The following is a 24,927-nucleotide window of genomic DNA, read 5'->3' on the forward strand; positions in this document are numbered from 1 at the left end:
ATCAGTTCTCCTGAAGCGTTCTGTCAACCGCCTCCAGAACCCTTGCGGGTTGAAAAGGTTTAATAACAAAATCTCTGGCCCCGGCCTGAATTGCCTCTATAACCATTGCCTGCTGCCCCATGGCGCTGCACATAAGTATTTTTGCGGAAGGGTCTTCTGATAAAATGGCTTTTACGGCTTCTATACCATTCATTTCCGGCATTATAATATCCATAGTAACAAGGTCGGGTTTTAACTCCCTGTATTTTTCAACGGCATCTTTGCCGTTTACAGCTTCGCCCACCACTTCAATATCCTTTTTTTTAAGAATATTGCGCAGCATGCTTCTCATAAACTTTGTATCGTCAACTATCAGGACTTTCTTCAATTCCTGCCTCCATCATTGATATTCCCTGCATCTCGGTATTTTCCTGGTCAGAAAATATTTTTTCTATGTCAAGAAATACTATTATTTTTTCGTCCAGCTGAACCACGGCTTCTATATACCTTCCTCCGACGCTTACTATGGAAGGCGGCGCCGGCAGTATCTGTTCTTCCGGCACGGTAATTACCTGCGTGACTTCGTCCACAATCACGCCAACAAGCTGATTCCCGTGCATTTCAATTATTATTATCCTTACGTTTTTTCCGCGCTTGTCTTCATGCAGCATAAACCGTTTACGCAGGTCTATAATGGGAATAATTTTTCCCCTTAAATTTATTACGCCTTCAATAAAAGACGGCGCCGTAGGCACGGGTGTTATCTGCTTTAACCTTATAATTTCAACCACTTTCATTATGTTAAAGGCAAATTCCTCTCCCTTAAGCCTGAAACCCACTATTTTCTTTTCCACTTTTACTCCGTTTTAAACTTTGAAATGGATTCACGAAGTGTTTCCGTCATCTGCGCCAGTTCCTGTGCCTGCGCCGCTATTTCCTGCATGGATGCGGTCTGTTCCTGCGTGGAAGCGGAAGCCTGCTGCGTGCCTGCCGCGGTTTCTTCAGATACCGCCGCAATTTCTTCAACCGCCTTTACCACTTTATCCGTGTCTTCCGCCTGCGCCTTTGTAAGGTTAAAAATTTCATTTGAAAGTTTAACCACTTTTGTGACAACAGCATTTATTTCTTTTAAGGCCTGCCCGCTTTCCTTTACCACAAGCTTGCCTTCTTCTGTTTCGCGTACCCCCGTCATTATATCCACAACCACCTGGGCCGTGCGTTCGTGTATGTCTTCCACAAGCCTGGCAATTTCCTTTGCGGCATCGCCTGAACCTTCGGCAAGTTTTCTTACTTCTTCCGCCACAACGGCAAAACCGCGCCCCGCCTCACCCGCGCGCGCCGCTTCTATGTTCGCGTTTAACGCCAGCAGGTTTGTCTCGTCCGCTATTTCGGTGATGATATTTACAACTTCTTCTATTTTTTCGGAATACCTTTTAAGTTCTTCTATTGAATCCTTTGCCTTGCTTGTCACCTGGACTATATCGTCAATTTTAATTATTGTCTGCCTTACAGCTTCCATTCCTTTTTCAGAAGCCTGTTTGGCCTCATTGGCCACGTTTAGCACGTCTTCGGACTTTGACGCCACTGTCTGTATGGAATCCGACATGTTTTCCATAATTCTGGAAGTCTCCACCGTACGCTCCGCCTGCTGTTCCACGCCGTGGGCTATCTGCTGGACAGTGCTGCTTATCTCTTCCGCAGACGCGTTTATCTCTTCGGTTGAAGCCGACAGATTTTCCGACAACATCCTCATGGTATCTATGGACTCTTTCATCTGCAGAAGCACTTTCTTGGTGCTTGCGGTCATTTTATTTATGGGCCTGGCAATAACGGGCAAAAATCCGTCGCTTTCCTCAACCCTTGTGGTCAAATCCCCGTCCGCTATCCTGTCAAAAAAGAAAGCCACATTTGTAAAAGCATCTATCACGGCTTTTGCCCCCATAAAAACAGCAGCAGCCCCCGCAAGGGCAAGCACACCTATGGTAAGCATGAAAAACATAAAAGGTTTTTCATATAACCTTAAAAAATACAGTAATGACGCAAGCAGAACGCCCGTAAAAACGGCAACCGATAGGTTTATTACCAGCATCTTTTTAAGAAAAAAACCTTTTTTACCGCTGTTATTTCCTGCCATTATTACCTCACACTATTTTAATATCCCTGCCAAAACTTTTCACTTTCGCTTTTTTTTCAGTTACAAAGTATTCTATTGTCCTTCCGTAATTACTTCCGGTATCTTCTCCCAATATCAGAATTCCCTTTTTCTCAAGTATTTCTTTTGCTTTTTTCACATTTCTGTTTCCTATAGAGTCGCCTTGACTTCCTATTTCAAACATCCTCGCTCCGCCAAAAATCTTCGCGCGCATATCTTTTATATTTACTCCCATGTCTATCATTGCCTTTACAAGATTTTCAATTCCTGTATCCGCATATCTGTTCTTATCATGCCCTTTGCCTATCTTTTCCGGAAGCATAGCGTGAAGCATTCCGGCCCTGGGTTTTTCAACGTCAAAACACACCACCACAATACAGGATCCTATACCATAAGCGGTTAACACATCCCCGCTTCCGCCCGTGTGCAGTTCTCCCATACCAACCTTAATGCTTTTATCAGACATTTATTTTTTTAAGCGCCGCTTGCCGTATTATCAAGCGACGTTAATATCTTCCTCATGGATTCTTCATCAGGTATTAAAAATACTGTTGCCTGTATCTTCGCGGTTTCTTCCACCATGTCAGTTTCTATTAAAAGCGCTTCGGATCCTGTCTCTGCTATTTCCGCGGAAACCGTCTGAAATACCGCTTCCACCATATCCACGGCAAGCGCCGGCACTGAAGGCACCGAATTTAACCCCATTAATTTTGCTATCGCGTTCATGTAGGAAGATATAAGTATATTGCCGATTTCTTTTAACGCGGACTGTTCATTTTCGCCAAACTCTTTTGTGGTTCCAAGGGCACGTCTCATTAGAAGGTCAACAATTAAGAATACTTTATTCTGCGGAAATATCATCAGCGCCCTGCCTGTAATATCTCCGAAAATTTTCAGGTAAACAGCGGCTACAATCTCATTTTTAAATTCTATCCTGTCCACCATTTTATCCACAGGAACCATTAAAACTTTTGGAACGCTTAAGGAAACATCTTTTCCCAAAAGCTGTGAAAGCGCGGTCGCCGCGTTGCCGGCGCCAATATTTCCCATTTCACGAAGGGCGTCTTTATGAAAATCACTAAGTTTAATGGTCATCTATACACCCAGTATCTTTCCCACAGTTTCAAGCACGTTTGACTGATCAAAAGGTTTTACAATATAGTCCTTTGCCCCGGCCTGAATGGCTTCAATTACAAGCGCCTGCTGGCCGATAGCACTGCAGATAAGCACGTTGGCATTAGGATAATCTTTCATTATCTCCCTTAACGTGTCAATTCCGCCCATTTCAGGCATAACCATATCTGAAATAAGCATGTCAGGCAAAAGTTTTCTATAAAGTTCAACAGCCTCACGCCCGTTTCCGGCTTCGCCTACAACTTCGTATCCGCCTTCGGTAAGTATATTTTTCAGCATCATTCTCATAAACGCCGCGTCATCAGCTATTAATACTCTTTTTGCCATTTAAGTACTCCTTTTTTTAAATTTATATCATGCACTTTATTACTATTATGAACTTTCTTAATATAATTTATTTGTAATATTAAATGGCATCTTCTTTTCTTTCGCCCGTCCTTATCCTTAAAACATCCGTGATTTCGGAAATAAAAATTTTACCGTCTCCAATTCTTCCGGTTCTGGTACAGTCCACAATTTCTTTTATAACCATTTCTGCTTCGCTGTCTTTTACCACCATTTCCACCTTTGACTTTGGCAGAAACTCCACGGCTATATCCTGGTCCCTCATCTTTTCAAGCTTGCTTTTCTGCACTCCAAAGCCATCGGCAGCGGTTACCGTAAGGCCGCACACGCCTGTTTCTATCATCCGCTTTCTTAAAGCGTCAAACTTTGAAGGGGCTATAATTACGGTTATCTTTTTCATTTAATAATCTTTTTTCTGCCGGCAGAAGGCGAAAGCATAAGTTCTTTTCTCCATATTTCCACCATGCGTATGTTTTCCTGCGACTGTGTTGCAAGCTCGCTTTCCGGATTTACTTCAATATACTTTTTCCACATTTCAATTGCTTCATCCCACCAGCTTTTATTACGGAACACTTCGCCAAGCCTGAAATACGCTTCTGTCATTTTGGGGTCAATTTCAATTGTTTTGTGGTATTCAATATCCGCCTCGTCCCACCACTCTTTCTTCTGATATGCCATAGCCAGTTTCATATGCGCCACCGGGTCTTTGCTGCTGCCGGAAACGGCGGATATGAAACATTTTATAGCCTCATCATATTTGGCGGTCTCATAATAGGCAGACCCTAAATTTATAATGGCATCCCTGTTATCAGGCTGTATTTCAAGCACTTTTTTATATTCTACAATAGCCTCCTGCAAATGTCCAGTATTTCTATATGCACTGGCTAAATCGTAGTGAATCAGGGGATTTTCCCCTTCATTTATTGCCTTTTCGCTCAGTTTTGTAATTGTTTCCTTAAAGACAGTATCCTTTTTTTTGGCCGATTCAAGATTTTTTCTGGCAACTTCATAACCCGGCTCAATTTCAAGGGCTTTTTCAAAGTATTTCTGCGCGTCTATAAAGAAATTCTTTTTATAAAATGCCACACCCAGGTTATTGTATGCCTTAAAATATTTCGGGTCTATCTCCGCGGCTTTTTTATAAAATTCTATCGCCTTGTCCAGATCACCCATATTTTTGTATGATACCCCCATGCTGTTATAAGCCACCGCGTTTGACGGCTGCATAGAAATAACTTTCTGATACTCAATCACAGCTTCTTCATTTCTTCCTTTATCCGTTAAAACCAGCCCCAGGTATAAATTCACCTCGGGTTTTCTCATGTAATGCGGCTGCATTTCAAGAGCGTTTCTGAATTCTGTCACGGCCTCATCATACCGTTTCTGTTTGTAATAACAGGTGCCAAGATAATAACGTGCTTCATTGTCATACGGCTCCTTTATAAGGTGAACGGTAAGTTTTTTTACAGCGTCATCAAGAAGGTCCTGCTTTATGAACACAACCGCCCTTTCAAGTTCTATTCTTCTGAATTCAGGGTTTTCTTCTTCCACCGCGTCTAAAACAGCAAGTGCTTTTGCGTAATCGCCCATTTCCCTGTAAGCCACCGCTATGTTAACCTTTGCGTCCACCAAGCCCGGGTCTATTTTCAGAGTCTGCTTGAAAACTTCTATGGCATCACTCAGAAGGTGTTTTTTTATAAGCAGTTCCCCGAAGAAATTATAATATATTGGATTACTGCCGTTATGGGATATGGCTTTTTTAATTTCCCTGATAGCGTCGTCAATATACCCTTTCATTTTATTTACGCGCGCAAGGTTATAATACGCCTCTTCTTTTCTGTCTTCTTTCATGGATTCCACAAACTTTTCGCGTTTCTGAGATTTTTCGTCAAAGTGCTCTATTACCAGGCTCTTATTGGACTGCACAAACGAAGGGTTAAGTTCAATGGCCCTGTTATAACACATCTGCGCCTCTTCGTCCTTGGACAGCTCGCCATATACAAAGCTTAAATTATAATAGGCAAGGGCGTATTCCTTATTTATCTGCACAGCCTTTTTAAGTTCATCTTCCGCCTCTTCATACATACCCCTTTTATAAAGGGTTTCGCCCAGGTTGTTCCTTATCTCCGCGTAATTCGGATACTGCTCCAGCGCTTTTTTAAACACCTCTTCGGCTTTGTCATATTCGCCTATATTTTTATAAATTACACCCATAAGGTTTCTTGCAAGCAGGTGTTCCGGATTAAGTTCAAGCGCTCGGTTTAAAAGTTTAAGGCTTTCCTGGTATTCCCCGGTATAGCTTAAAGCATTGCCAAGGTTATAGTACGCTTCCGGGTCACCGGCATAAAACTGTACCGCTTTACGATAGGCCAGTATGGCGCGGTCATATATCCCTGTCTGTTTGTTTACGGATTTTAGATTTTCCTGGGCCTGGGTGTAGGTGGGATTCATTTCAATTGCTTTCTTAAAATTTTCTATAGCTTCCTGATACATTCCCTTGGAATAATAATACACTCCAAGGTTATTTAAAGATACGGCATCTTCCTTCTTTTCCTGTTTTGGAATTTCAGCTTTGTCAGCCACTATGTCTCATTATCCTTTTCCGCGAAAGCTTCCGGTTTTAAAAGCGTCACTATCCTGTCTTTATCCCTGATAATACCGGCTATGTATTTTTTATCCGCGCTGAAATTATGTTTTGCAGCGTTTTCAAAATCAGACGCTTCAAAATTACGCACCGAAAAAACACTGTCTACAAGAAGGCCTATTCTTTCTTCTTTCACTTCCACCACAATAACCCTTGAATTTTCGTCAATGTGGCTCTGTTTCCCGAAAATTTTCATTGATAAACTGATTACCGGCACCACATCTTCCCTGATTCCCATAAGGCCAAGAATGTAAGGCGGAACACCGGGGACAGGGATTATTTTTTTTGTTTTTATGATTTCCTTGGAAAATACCACTTCAAGGGCGTACAGTTCTTCGCACACCTGAAACACCACGACAAGCATTCCTTTAAGCATTTCCATAATCTGCTGTTCTTTAATAATGCCTTTTTTTACAAGAATTTTTCCCAGATGTTCGCCGGTTGATACCTGTTCACGCAGCGCTTCATCAAGCTGCTCTTTTGTAATATATTCCGCCTGCATAAGCAGCGTTCCCAGGCTTTTATCCTGTTTTTTTATTGTATCCATCTTTCGCTTAACCGCCCAGCAGTTTTAAGTTCTTTTTTACTATCTCGTTTTCCGGGTTAAGTTCCAGAGACTTTTTCCAGTATTTTTTTGCGTCTTCCGCTTTGCTTTCTTTAAGAGCCATATTCCCCATTTTATAATACATGTCCCCGTTTTCCCTGCCTTTTTCAATTGACCTGGTAAAATATTCCTTTGCCTCTTTATACATTACTTTCTTGTAATAAATATTGCCTATATTTTCCAGTATGGTCACATCATCGCCTTTTTTATCAAGCGCTTTTTTATATTCAATAATAGCATCGTCCTGCTGCCCTTCTTCCATGTATATAAACCCCAGCGCCTTGTGAACCTCTGAATCTGCCGCGCCCATTTCAGCCACTTTTTTATACTCTTCTATGGCTTCCTTCTTTTTCCCAAGTTTGCCGTAAATCTCGCCTACAAGAAGGCATATATCAGAGTTCCCCACGGAGCTTTTTGACCGCTGCAGCTCTTTTAACGCCTGCTCAAACTTACCCTGGTTATAATATAAAATCCCAAGGTTATATGCCACGCCTGTTTCAGAAGGATTCAGCTTAATGGCTTTTTCATAATAATCTATTGCCCTGGAATAGTCTTTAAGTTCCCTGTAAACGTTGCCAAGCATGGAGTTTATTCCGGAACTTTTAGGGTTTGCCTGAAGCACTTTTTCATATTCAGCCGCGGCTTCCGTGTGTTTTTTCTGTGCTTCATAAATATAACCGGTTTTAAACCTTACTTCGCTGTATTCCGGTTTTAAATCAAGTATATCCCTGTATATCTTAAGCGCTTCTTCATAATTATCCATTTTAAGGTATAAATCGCCAAGCGCGTGTTTTAATTCCATATCTTTGGGCTTTACCTCTATGGCTTTCTTATATTCTTCAAGGGCTTTTTCATGTTTTCCCATATTTGCGTGCAGCCTGCCAAGCCTCATAAGCGCGCTCATATTCATGGGATTAAGTTTAAGCGCCTTTTCATATTCCTGCACGCCTTTTTCAAAATCACCTTTAAAGACAAGCACATTGGCAAGATGCGAATGAACTTCCGCGTCATCGGGATTAATTGAAAGTGCCCTTTCAAACTCTGCAATGGCCTGTCCAAAATTTTTGCTTACCGTAAAGGCAAGGCCAAGGTTAATATGGTCCTGAACTGTCTGCATCTATTCTGCCTTTCTTTCTTCAAGTTTTGTAAAAATCCGTTCTTTTATATTGATACATTTAAACTTGTCGCGGTATTCCAGAAGCATGGTTTCTGTCTTACCCATAAAAAAAATGCCGTCTTTTTTAAGCGCGTCATGAAAAAACATAATCACGCTTTTTTGAAGTTCTCTTGAAAAATATATTATCACATTCCTGCAGAAAACAAAATCAAACTGCTCTTTTAAGTAAGGTTTCATAAGGTTCGCCTTGACAAATTTTACTTTCTTTTTTATTGAATCCTTAATCCTGAAAAAATTACCGTCCTTTATAAAATACTTTGTTTTCCTGTTGACGGCCACATTATCCAGTGTGTGCCCTTCGTATTTGCCCTCTATAGCCCTGTATAAAATGGCATCATCAATATCCGTGGCGTGAATCTCGTAATCAATACCTTTAATACCCAGTTTTTCCATTGTTTCTTCAATTGAAATAGCTATTGAATAAGGTTCTTCGCCGGAACTGCACCCGGCGCTCCAGACGCTTATTTTTTTTTTGCCTTCAAGCATCTTTGGCAGAAGATCATTTTCAAATACTATAAACACTTCGGGGTCCCTGAAAAATTCGGTGACGTTGATGGTAAGTTTGTCAAGCAGAACGGACATTTCCCTGCTGTCTTTTTCAATCACATTCAGATAATCAGCGTAAAGTTTTGTTCCAAGAGCCCTCATCCTTACCGCAAACCTTCTTTTTAAATAATTCTCCTTATACTGGCTGACATCAAGCCCGCGGTCAGCATGTATCTTTTCTTTTATCTTCACATACGCAATATTGTCATCCATATCAGTTCAGCTGAATCCCGCCGGCGCTGCCGTTTTCTTCATTAATAATTTCAAGAAACTTTCCCACAAGTTTTGAATCAAACTGGGTGCCGGAACATTTTTTCAGTTCATTTACCGCGGCCTCTTTTGTAAGGGCTTTCCTGTAAGGCCTGTCAGAACGCATTACAGAGTATGCGTCAGCTATAGAACATATCCTGGCGCCAAGCGGTATTTCCTCGCCTTTAAGGCTGGACGGATACCCTTTACCGTCAAAATGCTCGTGATGATACAGGATAATAGGAAGAATTTCATCAAATATTTCCAGTTTATTTAAAATATCAACCCCTTCCGCGGGGTGTTTCATTATTATTCCAAACTCTTCCTGCGTAAGTGAAGAAGGCTTATTAAGGATGCTGCTGCTTATGTTTATTTTGCCTATGTCATGCAGAAGTGAAGCATAGCGAATTTTTTCTTTTTCCGGCTCAGAAAGCCCAAGTTTTTCGGCAAGTTTTATTGCATACGTCATTGTGGCCATAGAATGTCCGTGCGTTTCATGGTCTTTTGTGTCAATTGCAATTGCAAGAGCCTGTATTATTTTTTCATAATTGCCTTTAAGTTTTGAAATAAGGGCGTGTTTTTCCATAATTATAAAAACCTGCTCACTAAAAAATTCAAGTATATAAATGTCAATTTCCCTGAATTCCTTTTCGCGCACGGCTATCGTAATTTCGCGCAGCTTATTTTCATCAAACACAGGGACAATAACAGCATTCAACCCGTCCGCCCCCGAAATAAATCCTGTGGAATTTGCGCTGATATTTTTTAGCAGTAAGTCATTTATAATATCCTGGTTTATTTCATCCTTAATCTGCCCGTGCATATCCCCGTGTGAAAAAACGGATGAAAGCATTCCGTTTTTTTTAGGGTCTATAGAATACACAAGCATGTGTTTTATTCCCATTATTGACTCTATATTCCTTGAAAGCACTTTTCTTACAGACATGGAATTGGTATCAGTTTTTATTTCACGAAGCATGTCGTGGTCCAGCATAAGGGAATTTACCACTTTATTCACAAACTCCCGTTCTTCCATATCCGTATTTTTTGTTTCCGGATCTTTCCTTATTTTTCTTGAAAAATCGGCAAGTACAGACAGAACAGGGAGTGAAAACAGGTAAAAAAACAGTTCCCCTGTCCTTAACCCGTTCATGGAGTAAAAAATAAAAACAGAAAACATGGATAGAAAAAGTCCGTTTACCCAGGATTTAATATAGGACAATAAAACTGCCAGGCAGCAAATTAAAGCAAATACCCATTTCGCTTCCAAAGCCAAAGGATTAAGCGCTAAAACAAACGCTAAAAAACCCGCCAGAACCTGTAAAGAAAAAATCCCGTCCTGTTTCATGAATACCTCTATTTCGCAATAGTTTTTACTGCGTAACCTTCGCTGAAGACCTCGGTCTGTTCAATAACTATCGCTGTTGCACTGCTTTTCATTGAATTTATTACCATAATCCTGCCCGCCACATGATACAGGTCTGCGTCCTTGCTTTCCGGGTCCTGTGTTTCACGTATAACTTCAAGTTTTTCTCCCGGCATAATACCTTTGTCAAGCCCGATATTAATATATACAATATCCTTATTCTGAAAATTAACAGGGCCTTTTACAGTTTTAATCACACGGCCTTCCCTTTCAACGTTTTTAGATTTTATTTTTCTTGAAAGTTTTGCCTGGTAGTCCTTTACTTCCCTGCGCAGTTTTATCTTATTTTTGTTCTCTATGGGTTCATAGCTTTTTATTATGACCACCTGAAATATATTGTCCTTAATTTTCTTTGTTACCCTTGCCACACCATTTACTTTAATAAGTTTTCCCAGAGCCTCTCCCGTTTCTTTTTCAAAAATTTCCTCGGAATCATCGTATATCATCAGTTCACTTCCGGCTTTTACGCTTTTCCCGACTGTTATTTTAACGTATGCCCTGTCGTTCTGGACAATCATAAGTTTATTATCCACGGTATAAATAAAACCGTCATCCGCAAAATTGTCTGTTATAAACCCGGCCCGTTCCACAAGCACATATCCCGCGCTTTGAATTCTTCCCTTTTTTTCATCTTCCACAAGTATAAGTTCGCCTTCGGTATCCGCTTCGTAATCCACGACAAATTCACCGTCTTCACCGCGTTCTTCAAGGTCGCCGTAATCCACATCCGCCCTTTTTTCCTGCGGAGCCGCATCTTCTTTTTTTCTGGCTATAAATTTTTCTATCTCTGCAGGTTCGGTTTCACCCGGAAGCAGTATAATTATACCGTCTGTATCACCGCTTTCATCCACCACTATTGCCTGCGTTGCAGCCGGCTGCACCGTATTAACCGCTGTTGCTTCTGCTTCCTGCTGCTGTGCGGGTTCCGTTTCGGCTGCAGATGTTCTTTCAGACGGTATAGGAGGTATAACATCCTGCGCTTCTTCAACAGCTTTTTTTTCCTCTATCTGCTGTGCAGGTCCGCTTGACATAATAAAATCGTCATCAGCTGCAAAAATAAAACCGGATAAAACAAAGAAAGACAGTACAAATACCTGTATTATTTTCATTTTTCACCTTCCCAATTAGAAGTTCCCAAGTTCCATAAGCCTGTCTTTCGCTTCCTGATAATTCTTGCCATTAGGAAACCTTTCCATATAAGCCTTATACGCAAATCTGGCTTTTGTCCCTTCAATCATCCTGTCAAGGGTCCTTGCCTTAAAGAAATTAATATCATCTATTCTGTCGCTGGAATCATTTTTATCATATTCATCATAAATATCATATGCTTCTATATACTTATCCACCATTTGAAGGGTTCTTTCATACTTTCCAACCGCATAAACATATTTTATATTCTTATAAAGTGCTTCTTCCAGGTACTGGTCCTGCAGCTCTGCCCTTGATTTTTCTTCCCATTTCACGCTTATACTCTCCGCTCCGCCCACAAAAACCACGGCAACTATAATAAGAATTGCTGCGATTATACCTAATCCTTTCATACTTTCCTCCTTATAAATTAAGATAATAATACATAATAATAATATCAATAATAAGGTATTTTGTCAATTTTTGAATACAGGTGTTTTTTGCAGGTAATAAATAAGAAAACTATACCACAGACCGAAACAGCCGTTTATTTATGATATTTTTATGTATTTTATAAATAAAAAAGCCCGCGGCACGAAACCGCGGGCTTTTTTTAATACTATTACAATAAATTTATTTTCCTGCCATCATCGCTTCCACATCGCCTTTTACATCCCCAATGGGTTTTATGTTAAACTTTTCCACCAGAACCTTTACCACATTAGGTGATATAAACGCAGGAATTGTAGGCCCAAGCCTTATGCCTTTTACTCCCAGCGAAAGAAGTGCCAGCAGCACAGCCACTGCTTTTTGTTCGTACCACGCGATGTCAAAAGAAATCGGCAGTTCATTAATGTCTTTTAAGCCAAAAACTTCTTTTAATTTTAATGCCACAACCGCAAGCGAATAGGAATCATTGCACTGTCCGGCATCAAGTACTCGCGGTATGCCGCCTATATCCCCAAGATTAAGCTTGTTATACCTGTACTTGGCGCAGCCGGCTGTAAGAATCACAGTATCTTTTGGAAGTGTTTCCGCCACTTCGGTAAAATAACTTCTTGAAGGCTGCCTGCCGTCGCATCCGCCCATTACTACAAATCTTTTTATCGCGCCGCTCTTTATGGCATCCACCACTTTGTCAGCAAGAGCAAGAATCTGGTCGTGGGCAAAACCGCCTATAATTTCGCCTTTTTCAATTTCAGTCGGCGGCGGGCATTTTTTTGCAAGTTCAATTAAAACAGAAAAATCTTTTGCCTTTCCATCTTCTCTTTCTGCAATGTGTTTAACTCCGGGATACCCGGCCATTCCGGTGGTAAATATCCTGTCTTTATAGGAATCTTTAACCGGCACAATGCAATTGGTTGTCATTAATATAGGCCCGTTAAATGTTTCAAATTCTTTATTCTGATGCCACCACGAACCGCCGTAATTACCGGCAAATTGTTTATATTTTTTAAAGGCAGGGTAGTAATTTGCCGGAAGCATCTCGCTGTGAGTATAAACGTCAACTCCTGTGCCTTCTGTCTGCTTTAACAGTTCGCTCATGTCCTTTAAATCATGGCCGGATATCAGTATACCCGGGTTATTTCTTACCCCTATATTTACCTTTGTAATTTCCGGTTTTCCGTATGTTTCGGTATTGGCCTTATCAAGCAGCGCCATTGTTTTCACCGCTGTATCCCCGGTTGCAAGCACAAGTGCGGTAAGTTCATCCGCACCAAGGTTTTTAGGAATTGAAGCAAGCGCCTTTATCACAAACGCGAATACTTCATCGTCATAATACCCAAGCATTGCGGCGTGGTCCGCGTAAGCGGCTATTCCTTTAAGCCCATAAACCATCAGAGATTTCAAAGACCTTGCGTCTTCGTTGGAACTGTAGCTTAAAACCCCTGTTAAAAGGGCTTTTTGTGCGAATTCTTCTTTTGTGGACCCTTCCCACACCGCACAGTCAGGCGCGTCAGAATCAGCGCCGGCTTTTACTTTTAACTCGCCCCTTAATACAAGCGCTTTTTTAATAAGATTTTCTATTTTATCATCGTCAAAATTCGCGTTTGTAATTGTGGCAAAGAGGCCCTGGCACAGAAATAATCCGTATTTTCTGTCTTTATTACCTGTTTTTTCCGCGTAGTAAGATATTCCCTGCAGAAGGAATATCAGAAGGTCCTGCAGGTTTGAAGTACTGTCGTTCTTCCCGCATACCCCCTTCATCGTACAGGCTGTGTTCTTAACTGTTTCCTGACACTGATTACAGTACATTCCCATCTTTTGCCTCCTTAATTTTTATTTTGGAGCAGAGATTTAATTGTCATTTTTTCAAACCTGCCTGTCACAAGTTTTTCAATCTTCATCACTTCACGCCTTAACACACAGGTCTGACGGTTGCAGCACGGTTTCCCGCGGAACATGCATTCGGACATTTCAAATCCTTTGTGATATATTTTTATCAGGTCAATCACTTTTATTTTACCGGGGTGTATAAGAAGCCTAACCCCGCCTTCCGCGCCTTCTTTTGATTCTACCACTTTATTTTTTATCAAAGGTTTTAAAAGCCTGCGCAGAAACGGATAGGGGATGTTCTGTACTTTAGAGATAGCTTTCGCCGACATGTAAGAATCACCGTTTCCTGCAAGCGTCATCAGCGCCCTTACCGCGTAATCAGTGTCTTTATTTATGATTTTCATTTAAGCTCCTTTTATTAACTGATACCAGTTTAGTATCAGTTAATAAAATTGTCAAGCAAAATATAATATTATTTCAAATATCCGGACTGCGATGACTATAGGAACGTATGTATTCGAGGGTTTTTTATCTTTTTTTCAGATTATTTAATCCGCCTTATGATTTCACTTTGGCGCAATATATGCAAAAAAAAAGCCCGGGTGCCTTTCGGCGCCCGGGCTTTTAAACGTTATTTAAGGTTTAGGCCTTTGTTACGTTTGCGGCCTGTGGCCCTTTCTGTCCTTCTACGATGTCAAAATTAACTGCTTCGCCTTCTCTGAGGTTCTTAAAGCCGTCCATCTGAATCGCTTCGTAATGTACAAATACGTCCTTTCCGCCTTCCTGTTCGATGAAACCGTACCCTTTCTTTTCGTTAAACCATTTCACTTTTCCTGTTGCCATAATTCTAAATCCTCCTTAAAAACTTTAAACTCTTGCGGTATTAAAACCGCAACTTATACGGATAAGTATATCACAAAATTCCCTTTTTTTCCTTATTTATTATATTTATTATTTCTTCAAAGGCGGCGCCCTTGTCCAGCATTACCCGGTTCTTCGGGTCGCGCCTTAGGGACATTTCCACCTGTCCGGCTGCAAAGTTCTTTTCACCCACCACTATCCTTAACGGGAAACCAATAAGATCGGCATCCTTAAACTTAACGCCCGGAGATATATCACGGTCGTCCATTATGACATCCACACCCGCTTCTTTAAGCTGTTTATACAGCGCTTCAGAATAATCCATACCTTCCTTATATTTCGCGTTTACCACAACAATATTCACTTCATAAGGAGCTATTGCCATGGGCCAGATAATGCCGTTCTCGTCATTATTCTGTTCTATAGAGGCTGCAACCACCCTTGAAACACCGATGCCATAGCAGCCCATTACCATTTCCTTTGATTTTCCCGATTCATCAAGAAATGTGGCTTTCATGGATTTGGAATATTTATTGCCAAGGAAAAACACGTGTCCCATTTCAATGCCTTTCTGCTCGTTTAATTCCCCGCCGCACTTGGGGCAGCTGTCGCCCTTTTTAGCGGCTGCAAAATCCGCAATAAGATTTTCCTGATAATCCCTGCCGCGGTTGACCCCTGTGTAATGGTAGTCGTTTTCATTTCCGCCGGTGACCGTGTTTTTTAAATATGCCGCTGTTTCATCCACTGCCAGCCTTACACCCTTTTCTCTTAAGTTAATCGGTCCGGCAAATCCGACAGGCGCGCCTGTTTTTTCAAGTATTTCTTCAGGTGTGGCAAGGCGTAATTCTGCCGCGCCAAGGGCATTTTTTAATTTAACTTCATTTATTTCCCTGTCGCCCCTGATAACAGCCCCTGCCATTTTTTTGCCGTCAACAATGTATAGAATTGTCTTTGCTGTTTCTTCAGGTTTTTTTCCAAGAAAAGCGGCAAGTTCTTCCACTGTCCTGATATTGGGAGTGTGGACTTTGGTAAGCGCCTCTTCAGGCGCGTCCATTGCCGGCTCTTTTTTAAAAGCAGCTTTTTCCATATTCGCGGCGTACTCGCATTTTTCACAGTAAATGATTGTGTCTTCGCCTGTTTCAGCCAGCACCATAAATTCCGATGATAAATTGCCGCCTATGGCGCCGGAATCCGCTTCCACCGCGCGGAACTTAAAACCAATTCTTTTGCAGATTTTTACATAAGTTTCAAACATATTTCTGTAGCTTTTCATCGCGCCTTCTTCATCACGGTCAAAGGAATAAGCGTCCTTCATAAGAAATTCCCTGGAGCGCATAACGCCAAAACGCGGCCTTATTTCATCGCGGAATTTTCCCTGTATCTGGTATAAATTTATCGGCAGCTGTTTGTAAGAATTTACTTCCCTTCTTACAAGGTCAGTTATAACTTCTTCGTGAGTCGGCCCAAGCGCGAATTCGTTGTCGTGCCTGTCTTTTATCCTCATCAGCTCTTTCCCGTAAACGTTCCAGCGGCCGGTTTCTTTCCAAAGTTCTGCAGGTGATAATACAGGTAATAATACTTCCTGCGCCCCCGCTTTGTTCATCTCTTCCCTTATTATATTAATTACTTTCTGAAGCGACTTAAATCCCAGCGGCATCCAGTCATATATGCCAGCCCCAAGTTTTTTTATCATGCACGCGCGCAGCATGAATTTATGCGCGACTGTTTCCGCCTCTTTTGGCGTCTCGCGAAGAGTATTTATCAGAGCATTGCTGAATCTCATTTTATTACCTCCTGAATTTTTAAACCTGTTAATAATTCAATATAGAATTTAACATATCCACGGAGTTTACTCTATTTATTTTTTATATGCTCGTCGGTACAGCCTGCCTGACAAGCCCCCCTAAAAGACGCTTAAAATTTTTAAATCTCCGTTCGTTTCAAGTTTAGTGCATATCACAAGTTTGTCGGTATAATCTCCATGGCCTTCTATAGCGCTGATAGAATATAGAAACATCATATCCTCATATCCGTCTTCATTAAAGTCACCATAAGCAACAGGTGTCAGCAGGTGAGAAAATATATAACCTTTAAATTCCAGAAAATTATTATCAACATTTGATGCAACTATCTTATCTTCCTGCCTTAGCGTCGCTGCACATTCCATATTTTTATTTCCGCAGCAAAGGGAACCGGGTAAAAGGTCAACTATATATTCATCAAGCTTTACATCTTTAATAAAGGATATTTTTGAAGGTTTAACAGAAAACAATACCCTTAACGCCTCACAATCCATTTTCATTGATGAAAATCTGCGGTTCTGATCACTTCCGCCGGTCATCGAGTAATATTCATCCCCATAATCAAATAATTCCTTACAGGTACAGATATCTTTTTTTTCATTAGATCTATTATTACATTCAAAACAGTCGTAAAGTTCCGTTTTCAAAAGTTCATCTATTCTTTTTTTTCCGTCATCTGTAATTAAAGATATGCCTTTCAAATAGCCCGTTATGTGCCACTGTTTAAATAATCTTGGTTTTATTAACATCCCGCCGTCAGGCTTTGAATTACAGGAAAAAAATATTCCTGTAATTAATAACAAAATTAATACCTGCGCCGCCTTCATTTTTCAGCCTCCGCGCTTAAAGGTTTAATCATTTTCCATGAACTACATTCTTTATTATCACCTGTACCCAGCTGACCTTTAATATTTTTACCTGAAACCCATAAACTTCCGTCACTTTTAACCGCCAGACTATGATTAAAACCGCAGGTAATAAGTGAAGTGTTATCAAGGGTTTTTTCAAATATATTTACGGCTTTATTATCAGGCAGCCCAAGCTCTCCGTTTTGATTACTTCCGGCGGCCCATAAAAAGCTGTCATTTGTGATAACAAGTGTGTGCCCATAACCAGCGCTTACAGTTTTTACATCATCCTTAACTTTTACAAAAAAATCCCTGTTTTCATAATCCCCTGTCCCAAGCTGTCCGTATCTGTTATTCCCGCACGCCCAAAGGGTATTGTTATCCTTTACCACATAACTTGAACCAAATCCGCATGCAATAAATTTTACACCATCCATGATTCTGACCGGTTTATCGGTTTTGATGATATTCTTTTTTCCCAAACATCCGTAATTATTGGAACCGGCACCCCATAAAGACCCGTCATTTTTTAAAATAAGGGTGTGATTTCCGCCGCAGGAAACCTGTTTTACATCTTTAAATATTTCAGTGTATTGGCTTATATCACCGGAATATTTCCCCCTGTTTATGCCAAGTTCCCCGTTTTTATTGTAACCCGCACCCCACAGGGTGCTGTCCGTCTTTATCACCATACTGTGATACCACCCGCCTGATGCCGAAACAACATCCTGCATTACCGGTTCAGGTTCATAAACAATATTTTTTTCTGAAATCCCCAACTGTCCATTATCATTAAGCCCATACACCAGCAGAGAACTGTCCTCTTTTATCGCTAAAAACGAATCACCAAATCCTGTTACATCCTTTATTCCGTTTAATATATTTTTAAAAGCCGTGCTGTCCTCCGCGCTTTCAGACCCTATTATTCCCTTTTCCCCCGCAGCCCATACGCTACCGTTATCCAGCAGCACGTAACTTGTATCCCATCCTGCTGATACTTTAATAATATTGTTTATTTCATCCGCACCGGCATAAACAGAACAAAAAATAAACAGCACAGCGGCTGATAACATAATTTTTTTCATTTATCTCCCGGTAAAACCGACAAATTATTTGTTCATTATTTTATTAACTTTATTTTAATTGCTAAAGAATTTAACACACAAATAAACAAAAAAATAATGAATTTTATTTTAACTGAATTGTAATATATTTAATAATCAGTTATATATTAAAATACATAAATATAGTCTAACCCAACAAATCACATTCAGGAATAAATATCTTTAAATCAAATATATATGCTTACAAACAATCCCGAAGTATCCGGCTGTATAATTGGATATACACTTAAACCTGACTCTTTTGATATTGGTATTTGTCTTTCAAACATCATCATGGCTACAGAAACACTTGCAACAAATAATCCCACCCATCCCCTTATTTGTTGTTCGGTATTTTTTGTCACATAACCATTGATTATACCGTAATACGGATAAAGAATAATACCTCCTAATCCTAAAGCAAATAAACCTGTTCCTAAACCAGACCAAGAATTATCATTTTTTTCCCCACTCAGAACTCCAATTCCAATACCGACAATAGCTGCGCTATCACAGATTATTGCGTAAGTCAAATTTTTATCTGCACAAATTTCATAATTGAAATAGATAAGCGTTGCACCAAATACCCCCATCATTAAAGGCGAATCAATAATTGAACGCCTATAATAATATTCTTCTTTAGGTGTATTCTGTATATATGAACCATTTTCGTCGGCTTTACTGACAGGATTAGAAATTGTTTCGGCAATACAGAACTTAGAAATAATCAGTAGAATTGAAATTATAATTAACTTTTTCATTTCTCCCCCTGATAAACATTTAAAATATTTTAAACTCAGTCCGTCATTTCATTAAATCATTAAAAAATATTAACTTTTTGAAAGCGTAAATGTTTTTTGCGGATAGTTAACGGTTAAGATAAATTCCGAAAGAAAACTTTTCACCCCTAAAAGAGGGGTATGCAGGCCAGGCATAAAATCTATGAGTACGTTTGATATAATAAGCCCGTCTATTCTAATATCAACTGTATGAGAATAAGCGGTTGAAATACCGCTTCCCGTCCTGATAGTTTTTGGCTTTCCTTTTCTTAAATTGTGCCCAAGTATTTCTGCCAAATCCTGCGGCATTGCGCATTCATCAGCCCCTGTATCAATAAGAGCAACAACAGAAATTGCCTTATTTGTATCCGGATTTTTTAATTCAATTTCCAGCCAGGGCCTTGGAATCTGCCCCTGTGCCAGCAGTCTAAAAGGTTTAGTTATGCTGAACATTTAATAAATATGCACCGTATTTTTTTCAGGAACATATATTAATAAAGGTTTTTCAACACCCGTCTTTACCGCTTTATCAAAAGCTATTTTCATACTGCTTCCGCTTGCAATAACCTTGGTGTCTTTCATACTTTTTACAGCCACATATTTACCCTGATACTTTTTTTCTTTTATCATTACCTGATGCATTTTTTTCTCCTTGAAAACGTCATTATTACAGTAATTATAATCTTTATATTTTCTTTGTCAATCATTCTAACGTATAAAACCAGTCTGCAACTTGATAACATACTTTAGAATTATACTGCCAAAACTATTTTATAAACTTCATCAGTTCTTTATTGAACTCTTTTAAAAGGTCTTTTTTGGGGACGCGTTTGATTATCTTTCCCTTAACAGTTATAATGCCCACTTTCTTACCGCCGGACACGCCAATGTCCGCGTGCGCCGCTTCTCCGGGGCCGTTTACAGAGCAACCCATAACAGCCACTTTAAGGGGTTTGGGAATGTACATTGTCATTTTTTCCACGTCTTTGGCAAGTTTGATTACGTTAATTTCAGTCCTGGCGCATGTGGGGCAGGATATTATTTCAACGCCATATTTACGTATGCCCAGGTTGGACAGCATTCTGTACGCCGCATAGATTTCCAGTTCCGGCTCTGCCGTTAATGACACCCTCATGGTATCACCAAGGCCTTCATATAAAAGTATGCCAAGCCCTTCGGCAGATTTTATCATGCCCGATATTTCCGTGCCCGCCTCTGTTATCCCTATATGCAGCGGGTAATCGCGCTCTTTAGAAAATAATTTGTACGCTTCCACCGTGGTCATTACATCGGATGCTTTCAGGGAGACAACAATATTATTAAAATCATATTTTTCAAATGTTTCAATGTGTTCCATAAGGCTGGCTACCATTATATTGGCATCAGCGTTATTGCTTTTATTCTTAAGCGTATATTTTACATTTTTCTGAAGCGATCCTGAATTAACACCAATGCGTATTACAGTTTTGTGTTTTTTAGCGGCGTTTATTACGGCTATTACCTTTTCTTCACTGCCAATATTACCCGGGTTTATCCTTATCTTATCAGCGCCGTTTCCCATTGCCTCTATGGCAAGTTTGTAGTCAAAATGAATGTCGGCTATAAGAGGGATGTTTATCTTCTTTTTTATCTGTTTTAACGCAAGGGCGGATTCATGGTCAGGCACGGAACAGCGGACAAGTTCGCACCCCGCTTTTTCAAGCCTTTTAATCTGTTCTACTGTCCCTTTAACATCAACAGTCTTTGTGTTGGTCATGGACTGCACGCGAACAGGCGCGCCGCCGCCTGTTTTTAATCCGCCAATAATTACTGTTTTTGTCTTATGCATATTTTTCCTTTTATGTAAAAATATTAAAACTTCCGCTTTCTTTAACCTTTTTAAAAACTACACTTTAAAAAATAACCTTACAATATCCTTATAAGTAACAAATACAAGAAGCGCGATTAATAGAAACCAGCCAAGCTGCATTAAGGCTTCCTGTACTTTTAAAGACACAGGTTTTTTTGTTATTCCCTCAATTGTAAATATCAGGGCAAGACCGCCGTCCAGCGGCAGCACAGGCAGAAAGTTTACAATGGCTAAGTTTATATTAATTATGGCAAAAAGCATCAGCAGGTTTATTATCCCGGTCTTGGCCACTTTATATGATATTTCCATAACGCCTATAGGCCCTGCCACATCCGCCGCCATTTTTCTTGTTATCATCCTGTAAATGGATTTAACCGTAAGTGAAGTCAGTTCCCATGTTTTATCAACAGCTTTGCCCAATGCAGTTATAGGATTATACCTTTCTTTTATTGCGTTATAAGCCGGAACTATTCCCGCAATATAAATAATTTCATTCTCGTTTTTCTGTTCTTTTGGGGTGATTTTAAATTTCATTATAGCGCTGTTTCTTTCCACTTCTATTACGGAATCTTTACCTTTTGTGTTTTGCATCTGCGCCTTAAAATCTTCCCAGTATTCTGTCTTATTTCCGTTTACTGAAATAAGTTTATCGCCTTTTTTTAAGCCGGATGTTTCCGCGGGGTAGCCCTTTTCAAAACTGTCTATATACATTGTTTCCGCAAGCGGGCTTATGCCAATAAAAGGCCTTTTTACCTTCTCGTTTAGAATCGTAACCGAGTCTTCTATTTTAGGAATAATCTTAATTGTCTCTTCTTTGCCGCCGCGCGTTAATTTAATTATCATTTCTTTTTCGCCGGCTTCTTTTATTCCTTCTGACAGGTCTTCCCAGTACTTTACTTTTTTACCGTTTATTTCTGTTACCATGTCTCCTATCTTTATTCCTGCCGCAGCGGCAGGATACCCCGGTGTTAATTTTCCTACCTGCGGTTTTAAAACATCCGTACCCGCCATTAAAACCACCCATATAAGAAAAACAGCAAAAACATAATTCATAAAAACCCCGGATACTGCCACAAGCAGTTTTTTATGCACCGGCTGATTTAAAAAAGCATTTTCATTTTCAGGGTGAGCTTCTTCCGGGTGTTCCCCTTCAAGTTTTACAAAACCGCCAAGGAAAAAAAGCCAGGAAATCATGTATTCAGTGTCGCCTTTTTTAAAGGACACAATAGGCGGGCCCCAGCCGATTGAAAACTTTTCAACTTTTATCCCCTGCGCTTTGGCGGAAACAAAATGTCCAAGTTCGTGTACAAGAACCGTTATACCAAGGGCAACTATTATATACAGTACTTCAACCATTTATAATCTCCTCTGCAGCCTGCCTTGATAGCAGGTCAGTTTTTAATATCTGTTCCAGATTTGGATTTTTTATATTTTTATGCAATAAAATAACTTTTTCAACTATGTCCGTAATTTTATCAAACGTGATGCGTTTTTCAAGAAACGCGTGAACGGCAGTTTCATTTGCGGCATTCATGCAGGCAGGCATTGTGCCGCCTGCCTTTCCCGCTTTTAACGCGATTGAAAAAGCCTTAAACTTTGTAAAATCCACCGGAAAAAACTCAAGTTTTCCGGCCTGCGCAAGGTTTAACGGTTTTACAATACCACGCCTTCTTTCCGGATATGTAAGCGCGTACATAATAGGCAGTTTCATGTCCGGATTTGAAAGCTGCGCGATGACAGAACCGTCTATGTATTCCACAAGCGAATGTACTATTGACTGCGGGTGTATCACCACTTCTATTTTTTCAAAAGGAATGTCAAACAGGTAGTGCGCTTCAATAACTTCCAGCCCCTTATTCATCAAGGTGGACGAGTCAATTGTTATCTTTTTTCCCATTTTCCAGGTGGGGTGTGCAAGCGCCTGTTCCACTGATATTTTATTAAAACTTTCAAACGGCATGTTTTTTAAAGGGCCGCCGGACGCGGTAATAATTAGTTTTTTTATGTATTCTTTTTTATTTCCCTGCATTGCCTGAAAAACCGCATTGTGTTCACTGTCCACGGGAAGTATTACGGCTTTATATTTTTTTACCTCTTTTTTTATAAGTTCGCCCGCTATAATCAGGGCTTCTTTGTTTGCAAGCGCTATTGTTTTTCCTTTTCTGATGGCGGATAAAAGCGGCACCATTCCCACAGCGCCTACAACGGATAATAAAACTACGTCAGCTTCTTTTAATACCGCAAGTTCAATAAGCCCTTCCAGTCCGGACAGAACTTTAACGCCTTTTAATTTCTTTTTTAAATATTCCGCGGCTTTTGTATCAAGCATGGCTATATATTTTGGCTTATACTTTTTTGCCTGTTTTAACATTTCCTGCACGTTGTCATTGGCAGACAGGGCAATAACTTTATAATCTGACAGCGGCCCGTCAAACAGTTCAAGCGCGGATTTTCCTATGGAACCTGTAGAGCCAAGTATAGCTATCTTTTTCAAAGTTTATCCTTTTATTACATTAAAAAAGTTTTTATATAAAAATATAAAACCGGGGCATTAAACATCATGGAATCAATTTTATCCAGCGCGCCGCCGTGTTCCGGCAGCAGGTTGGATGAATTCTTTACCCCGGCGTACCTTTTAATTACAGATTCCGCAATATCGCCAATCTGACCGGTAAAAGATAACAAAACAGCAAGTATCATGACGTGATGCACCGCTATGAATCCTTTTGGAAGCACAGTTAAAGAAATAACCGCCGCCACAATAACGTTTACCACAACACCGCCTATGCACCCTTCTATTGTTTTACCCGGCGACAGTTCAGGTATAAGTTTATGTTTGCCGATTGAAGATCCCACAAAATATGCACCGCCGTCATATGTAAGCGTTAAAAGCCCAAGCAGGAATACCCACCAGCTGCCTCCCGGTTCTATGAACCTTAACAGTATTCCAAACGAACCAAGGATTGTAATATAAAACACAGGCCCAAGGGTATTGAACACCCTTGGCAGCCCTGCCACATCCTTTTTTATTATTACCATAAAAAACAGCCCCATAATAAAGAGCGCGGAAGCAAAAAACACATAGGACTTTTCCATCTGCATTGTGATTAATGCAAGGACCACAAAAGAGATGGCAAGGCCTGTCATCCTGAAATTTTTGTCCCCCTTATTTTCAAGCATCACATACAGCTCGTTTAACGCCATTGTAAGGGCAACAATATTAAGGGCAATAAAGAAATAAGGATTTGGATAAAATATTAAAAAAACAAAAACCGGAAGAATAATAAGCGAGATGATAATTCTTTTAACCATTTGTCAGCCCTCCGAACCTTCTGTCGCGCTTCTGATACTCTTCAATAGCCGCGGCAAGTTCTTTTTTTCTGAAATCCGGCCACAAAGTGCCGGTCACGTACAGTTCCGAATAAGCAAGCTGCCACAGCAGAAAATTACTTATTCTCATCTCTCCGCTTGTCCTTATCATCAGGTCCGGGTCAGGTATGTTTTTTGTGTAAAGGTTTTCTTCTATCATTTTTTCCGTTATATCAGAAGGTTTAACTTCCCCTGTTTTTACCTTTTTGGCTATTTTAATGACAGCCTTTTTTATTTCATCACGCGAACCGTAGTTTAACGCCAATATCATGGTAAGGCCCGTGTTTTTTAAGGATTCTTTTTCAAGATAATTTATTTTTTCCACCACTGCATCGGGAAGTTTTTTCCTGTCCCCTATTGATTTAAACCGTATATTATTTTTCATTATGGTTGCGCGCTCGCGCTTTAAATATGAATCCAGCATGGACATCAAAAATTTCACTTCAGGTTTGGGGCGCTTCCAGTTTTCCGTGGAAAAAGCGTAAAAGGTCAGGTATTTTATCCCAATTTGCGCGCAAGTTTCCGTTATTGCCCTTACGGATTCCGCGCCCTCTTTATGCCCCATTATTCTGGGCAGTCCCCTTTTTTTTGCCCATCTTCCATTGCCGTCCATGATAATGGCAATGTGAACCGGCAGGCGGTTTTTATCCACAAT

At 40.2% G+C, this 24,927-nt stretch carries 28 protein-coding genes; all 28 read right to left on the reverse strand.

All coding sequences use genetic code 11. The annotated features are described in order from the left end of the window. Window position 1: 1 nt before the first annotated feature. Window positions 2–367 carry a two-component system response regulator gene (locus CVV21_08165; protein ID PKL91179.1) on the reverse strand — a complete coding sequence of 122 codons (366 nt, stop codon included), beginning with the start codon at window positions 365–367 and terminating at the stop codon, window positions 2–4. After that, entirely contained in the window at window positions 345–833 is a 489-nt protein-coding gene (locus CVV21_08170) for a chemotaxis protein CheW (GenBank protein ID PKL91180.1), read from the reverse strand. The genes CVV21_08165 and CVV21_08170 overlap by 23 nt, the downstream gene beginning before the upstream one ends. 2 nt (window positions 834–835) lie before the next feature. Continuing rightward, window positions 836–2,113, reverse strand: a complete 1,278-nt coding sequence (locus CVV21_08175; GenBank protein ID PKL91181.1) for a hypothetical protein — start codon at window positions 2,111–2,113, stop codon at window positions 836–838. Between the two features lie 7 nt (window positions 2,114–2,120). After that, on the reverse strand, window positions 2,121–2,597 hold the full coding sequence (locus CVV21_08180; protein ID PKL91182.1) for a chemotaxis protein CheD: 477 nt from the start codon (window positions 2,595–2,597) through the stop codon (window positions 2,121–2,123). Between the two features lie 8 nt (window positions 2,598–2,605). Continuing rightward, on the reverse strand, window positions 2,606–3,226 hold the full coding sequence (locus CVV21_08185; GenBank protein PKL91183.1) for a CheY-P-specific phosphatase CheC: 621 nt from the start codon (window positions 3,224–3,226) through the stop codon (window positions 2,606–2,608). Then, window positions 3,227–3,592: a two-component system response regulator gene (locus CVV21_08190; protein ID PKL91184.1), complete on the reverse strand. Its 366-nt coding sequence runs from the start codon at window positions 3,590–3,592 to the stop codon at window positions 3,227–3,229. It lies immediately after the preceding gene. Between the two features lie 79 nt (window positions 3,593–3,671). Continuing rightward, window positions 3,672–4,010, reverse strand: a complete 339-nt coding sequence (locus CVV21_08195) for a transcriptional regulator (GenBank protein PKL91185.1) — start codon at window positions 4,008–4,010, stop codon at window positions 3,672–3,674. Further along, window positions 4,007–6,193 carry a hypothetical protein gene (locus CVV21_08200; GenBank protein ID PKL91186.1) on the reverse strand — a complete coding sequence of 729 codons (2,187 nt, stop codon included), beginning with the start codon at window positions 6,191–6,193 and terminating at the stop codon, window positions 4,007–4,009. Before CVV21_08200 ends, CVV21_08195 begins: the two co-directional genes overlap by 4 nt. After that, window positions 6,193–6,801 (reverse strand): hypothetical protein, encoded by a 609-nt coding sequence (locus CVV21_08205; GenBank protein ID PKL91187.1) that lies wholly within the window; start codon window positions 6,799–6,801, stop codon window positions 6,193–6,195. Before CVV21_08205 ends, CVV21_08200 begins: the two co-directional genes overlap by 1 nt. 7 nt (window positions 6,802–6,808) lie before the next feature. Beyond that, complete coding sequence (locus CVV21_08210) at window positions 6,809–7,975, reverse strand: hypothetical protein (GenBank protein PKL91188.1); 1,167 nt, start codon at window positions 7,973–7,975, stop codon at window positions 6,809–6,811. Further along, window positions 7,976–8,794 carry a hypothetical protein gene (locus CVV21_08215; protein PKL91189.1) on the reverse strand — a complete coding sequence of 273 codons (819 nt, stop codon included), beginning with the start codon at window positions 8,792–8,794 and terminating at the stop codon, window positions 7,976–7,978. A gap of 1 nt (window position 8,795) precedes the next feature. Continuing rightward, window positions 8,796–10,178, reverse strand: a complete 1,383-nt coding sequence (locus CVV21_08220; protein PKL91190.1) for a hypothetical protein — start codon at window positions 10,176–10,178, stop codon at window positions 8,796–8,798. Between the two features lie 8 nt (window positions 10,179–10,186). Next, window positions 10,187–11,365, reverse strand: a complete 1,179-nt coding sequence (locus CVV21_08225; protein ID PKL91191.1) for a hypothetical protein — start codon at window positions 11,363–11,365, stop codon at window positions 10,187–10,189. Window positions 11,366–11,380: 15 nt separating this feature from the next. Beyond that, the gene (locus CVV21_08230; protein PKL91192.1) at window positions 11,381–11,797 is read right to left on the reverse strand and encodes a hypothetical protein; all 417 of its coding nucleotides are present in this window, start codon (window positions 11,795–11,797) and stop codon (window positions 11,381–11,383) included. A gap of 220 nt (window positions 11,798–12,017) precedes the next feature. Next, on the reverse strand, window positions 12,018–13,640 hold the full coding sequence (locus CVV21_08235) for a hydroxylamine reductase (GenBank protein ID PKL91398.1): 1,623 nt from the start codon (window positions 13,638–13,640) through the stop codon (window positions 12,018–12,020). A 17-nt stretch (window positions 13,641–13,657) separates the two neighbouring features. Further along, entirely contained in the window at window positions 13,658–14,065 is a 408-nt protein-coding gene (locus CVV21_08240; protein ID PKL91193.1) for an Rrf2 family transcriptional regulator, read from the reverse strand. Between the two features lie 238 nt (window positions 14,066–14,303). Continuing rightward, complete coding sequence (locus CVV21_08245; protein PKL91194.1) at window positions 14,304–14,504, reverse strand: cold-shock protein; 201 nt, start codon at window positions 14,502–14,504, stop codon at window positions 14,304–14,306. A gap of 70 nt (window positions 14,505–14,574) precedes the next feature. Continuing rightward, window positions 14,575–16,305, reverse strand: coding sequence for a proline--tRNA ligase (locus tag CVV21_08250; GenBank protein ID PKL91195.1), 1,731 nt, complete (start codon window positions 16,303–16,305; stop codon window positions 14,575–14,577). A 120-nt stretch (window positions 16,306–16,425) separates the two neighbouring features. Further along, entirely contained in the window at window positions 16,426–17,151 is a 726-nt protein-coding gene (locus CVV21_08255; GenBank protein ID PKL91196.1) for a hypothetical protein, read from the reverse strand. Further along, window positions 17,148–18,257: a hypothetical protein gene (locus CVV21_08260; protein PKL91197.1), complete on the reverse strand. Its 1,110-nt coding sequence runs from the start codon at window positions 18,255–18,257 to the stop codon at window positions 17,148–17,150. Before CVV21_08260 ends, CVV21_08255 begins: the two co-directional genes overlap by 4 nt. 206 nt (window positions 18,258–18,463) lie before the next feature. Then, window positions 18,464–19,036, reverse strand: coding sequence for a hypothetical protein (locus CVV21_08265; GenBank protein ID PKL91198.1), 573 nt, complete (start codon window positions 19,034–19,036; stop codon window positions 18,464–18,466). Between the two features lie 69 nt (window positions 19,037–19,105). Then, window positions 19,106–19,507: a hypothetical protein gene (locus CVV21_08270; GenBank protein ID PKL91199.1), complete on the reverse strand. Its 402-nt coding sequence runs from the start codon at window positions 19,505–19,507 to the stop codon at window positions 19,106–19,108. Continuing rightward, window positions 19,508–19,696 carry a hypothetical protein gene (locus tag CVV21_08275; protein ID PKL91200.1) on the reverse strand — a complete coding sequence of 63 codons (189 nt, stop codon included), beginning with the start codon at window positions 19,694–19,696 and terminating at the stop codon, window positions 19,508–19,510. A 124-nt stretch (window positions 19,697–19,820) separates the two neighbouring features. Further along, on the reverse strand, window positions 19,821–20,882 hold the full coding sequence (locus tag CVV21_08280; protein PKL91201.1) for a 4-hydroxy-3-methylbut-2-en-1-yl diphosphate synthase: 1,062 nt from the start codon (window positions 20,880–20,882) through the stop codon (window positions 19,821–19,823). 57 nt (window positions 20,883–20,939) lie between these two features. Further along, the gene (gene rseP, locus CVV21_08285; protein PKL91202.1) at window positions 20,940–22,259 is read right to left on the reverse strand and encodes an RIP metalloprotease RseP; all 1,320 of its coding nucleotides are present in this window, start codon (window positions 22,257–22,259) and stop codon (window positions 20,940–20,942) included. After that, window positions 22,252–23,397 carry a 1-deoxy-D-xylulose-5-phosphate reductoisomerase gene (locus tag CVV21_08290; protein ID PKL91203.1) on the reverse strand — a complete coding sequence of 382 codons (1,146 nt, stop codon included), beginning with the start codon at window positions 23,395–23,397 and terminating at the stop codon, window positions 22,252–22,254. Before CVV21_08290 ends, rseP begins: the two co-directional genes overlap by 8 nt. 14 nt (window positions 23,398–23,411) lie before the next feature. Next, the gene (locus tag CVV21_08295; GenBank protein ID PKL91204.1) at window positions 23,412–24,215 is read right to left on the reverse strand and encodes a hypothetical protein; all 804 of its coding nucleotides are present in this window, start codon (window positions 24,213–24,215) and stop codon (window positions 23,412–23,414) included. Continuing rightward, entirely contained in the window at window positions 24,208–24,924 is a 717-nt protein-coding gene (locus CVV21_08300) for a di-trans,poly-cis-decaprenylcistransferase (protein PKL91205.1), read from the reverse strand. The genes CVV21_08295 and CVV21_08300 overlap by 8 nt, the downstream gene beginning before the upstream one ends. Window positions 24,925–24,927 lie beyond the last annotated feature (3 nt).

This window comes from Candidatus Goldiibacteriota bacterium HGW-Goldbacteria-1 (assembly GCA_002839855.1).
GTDB lineage: Bacteria > Oederibacteriota > PGYV01 > PGYV01 > PGYV01 > PGYV01.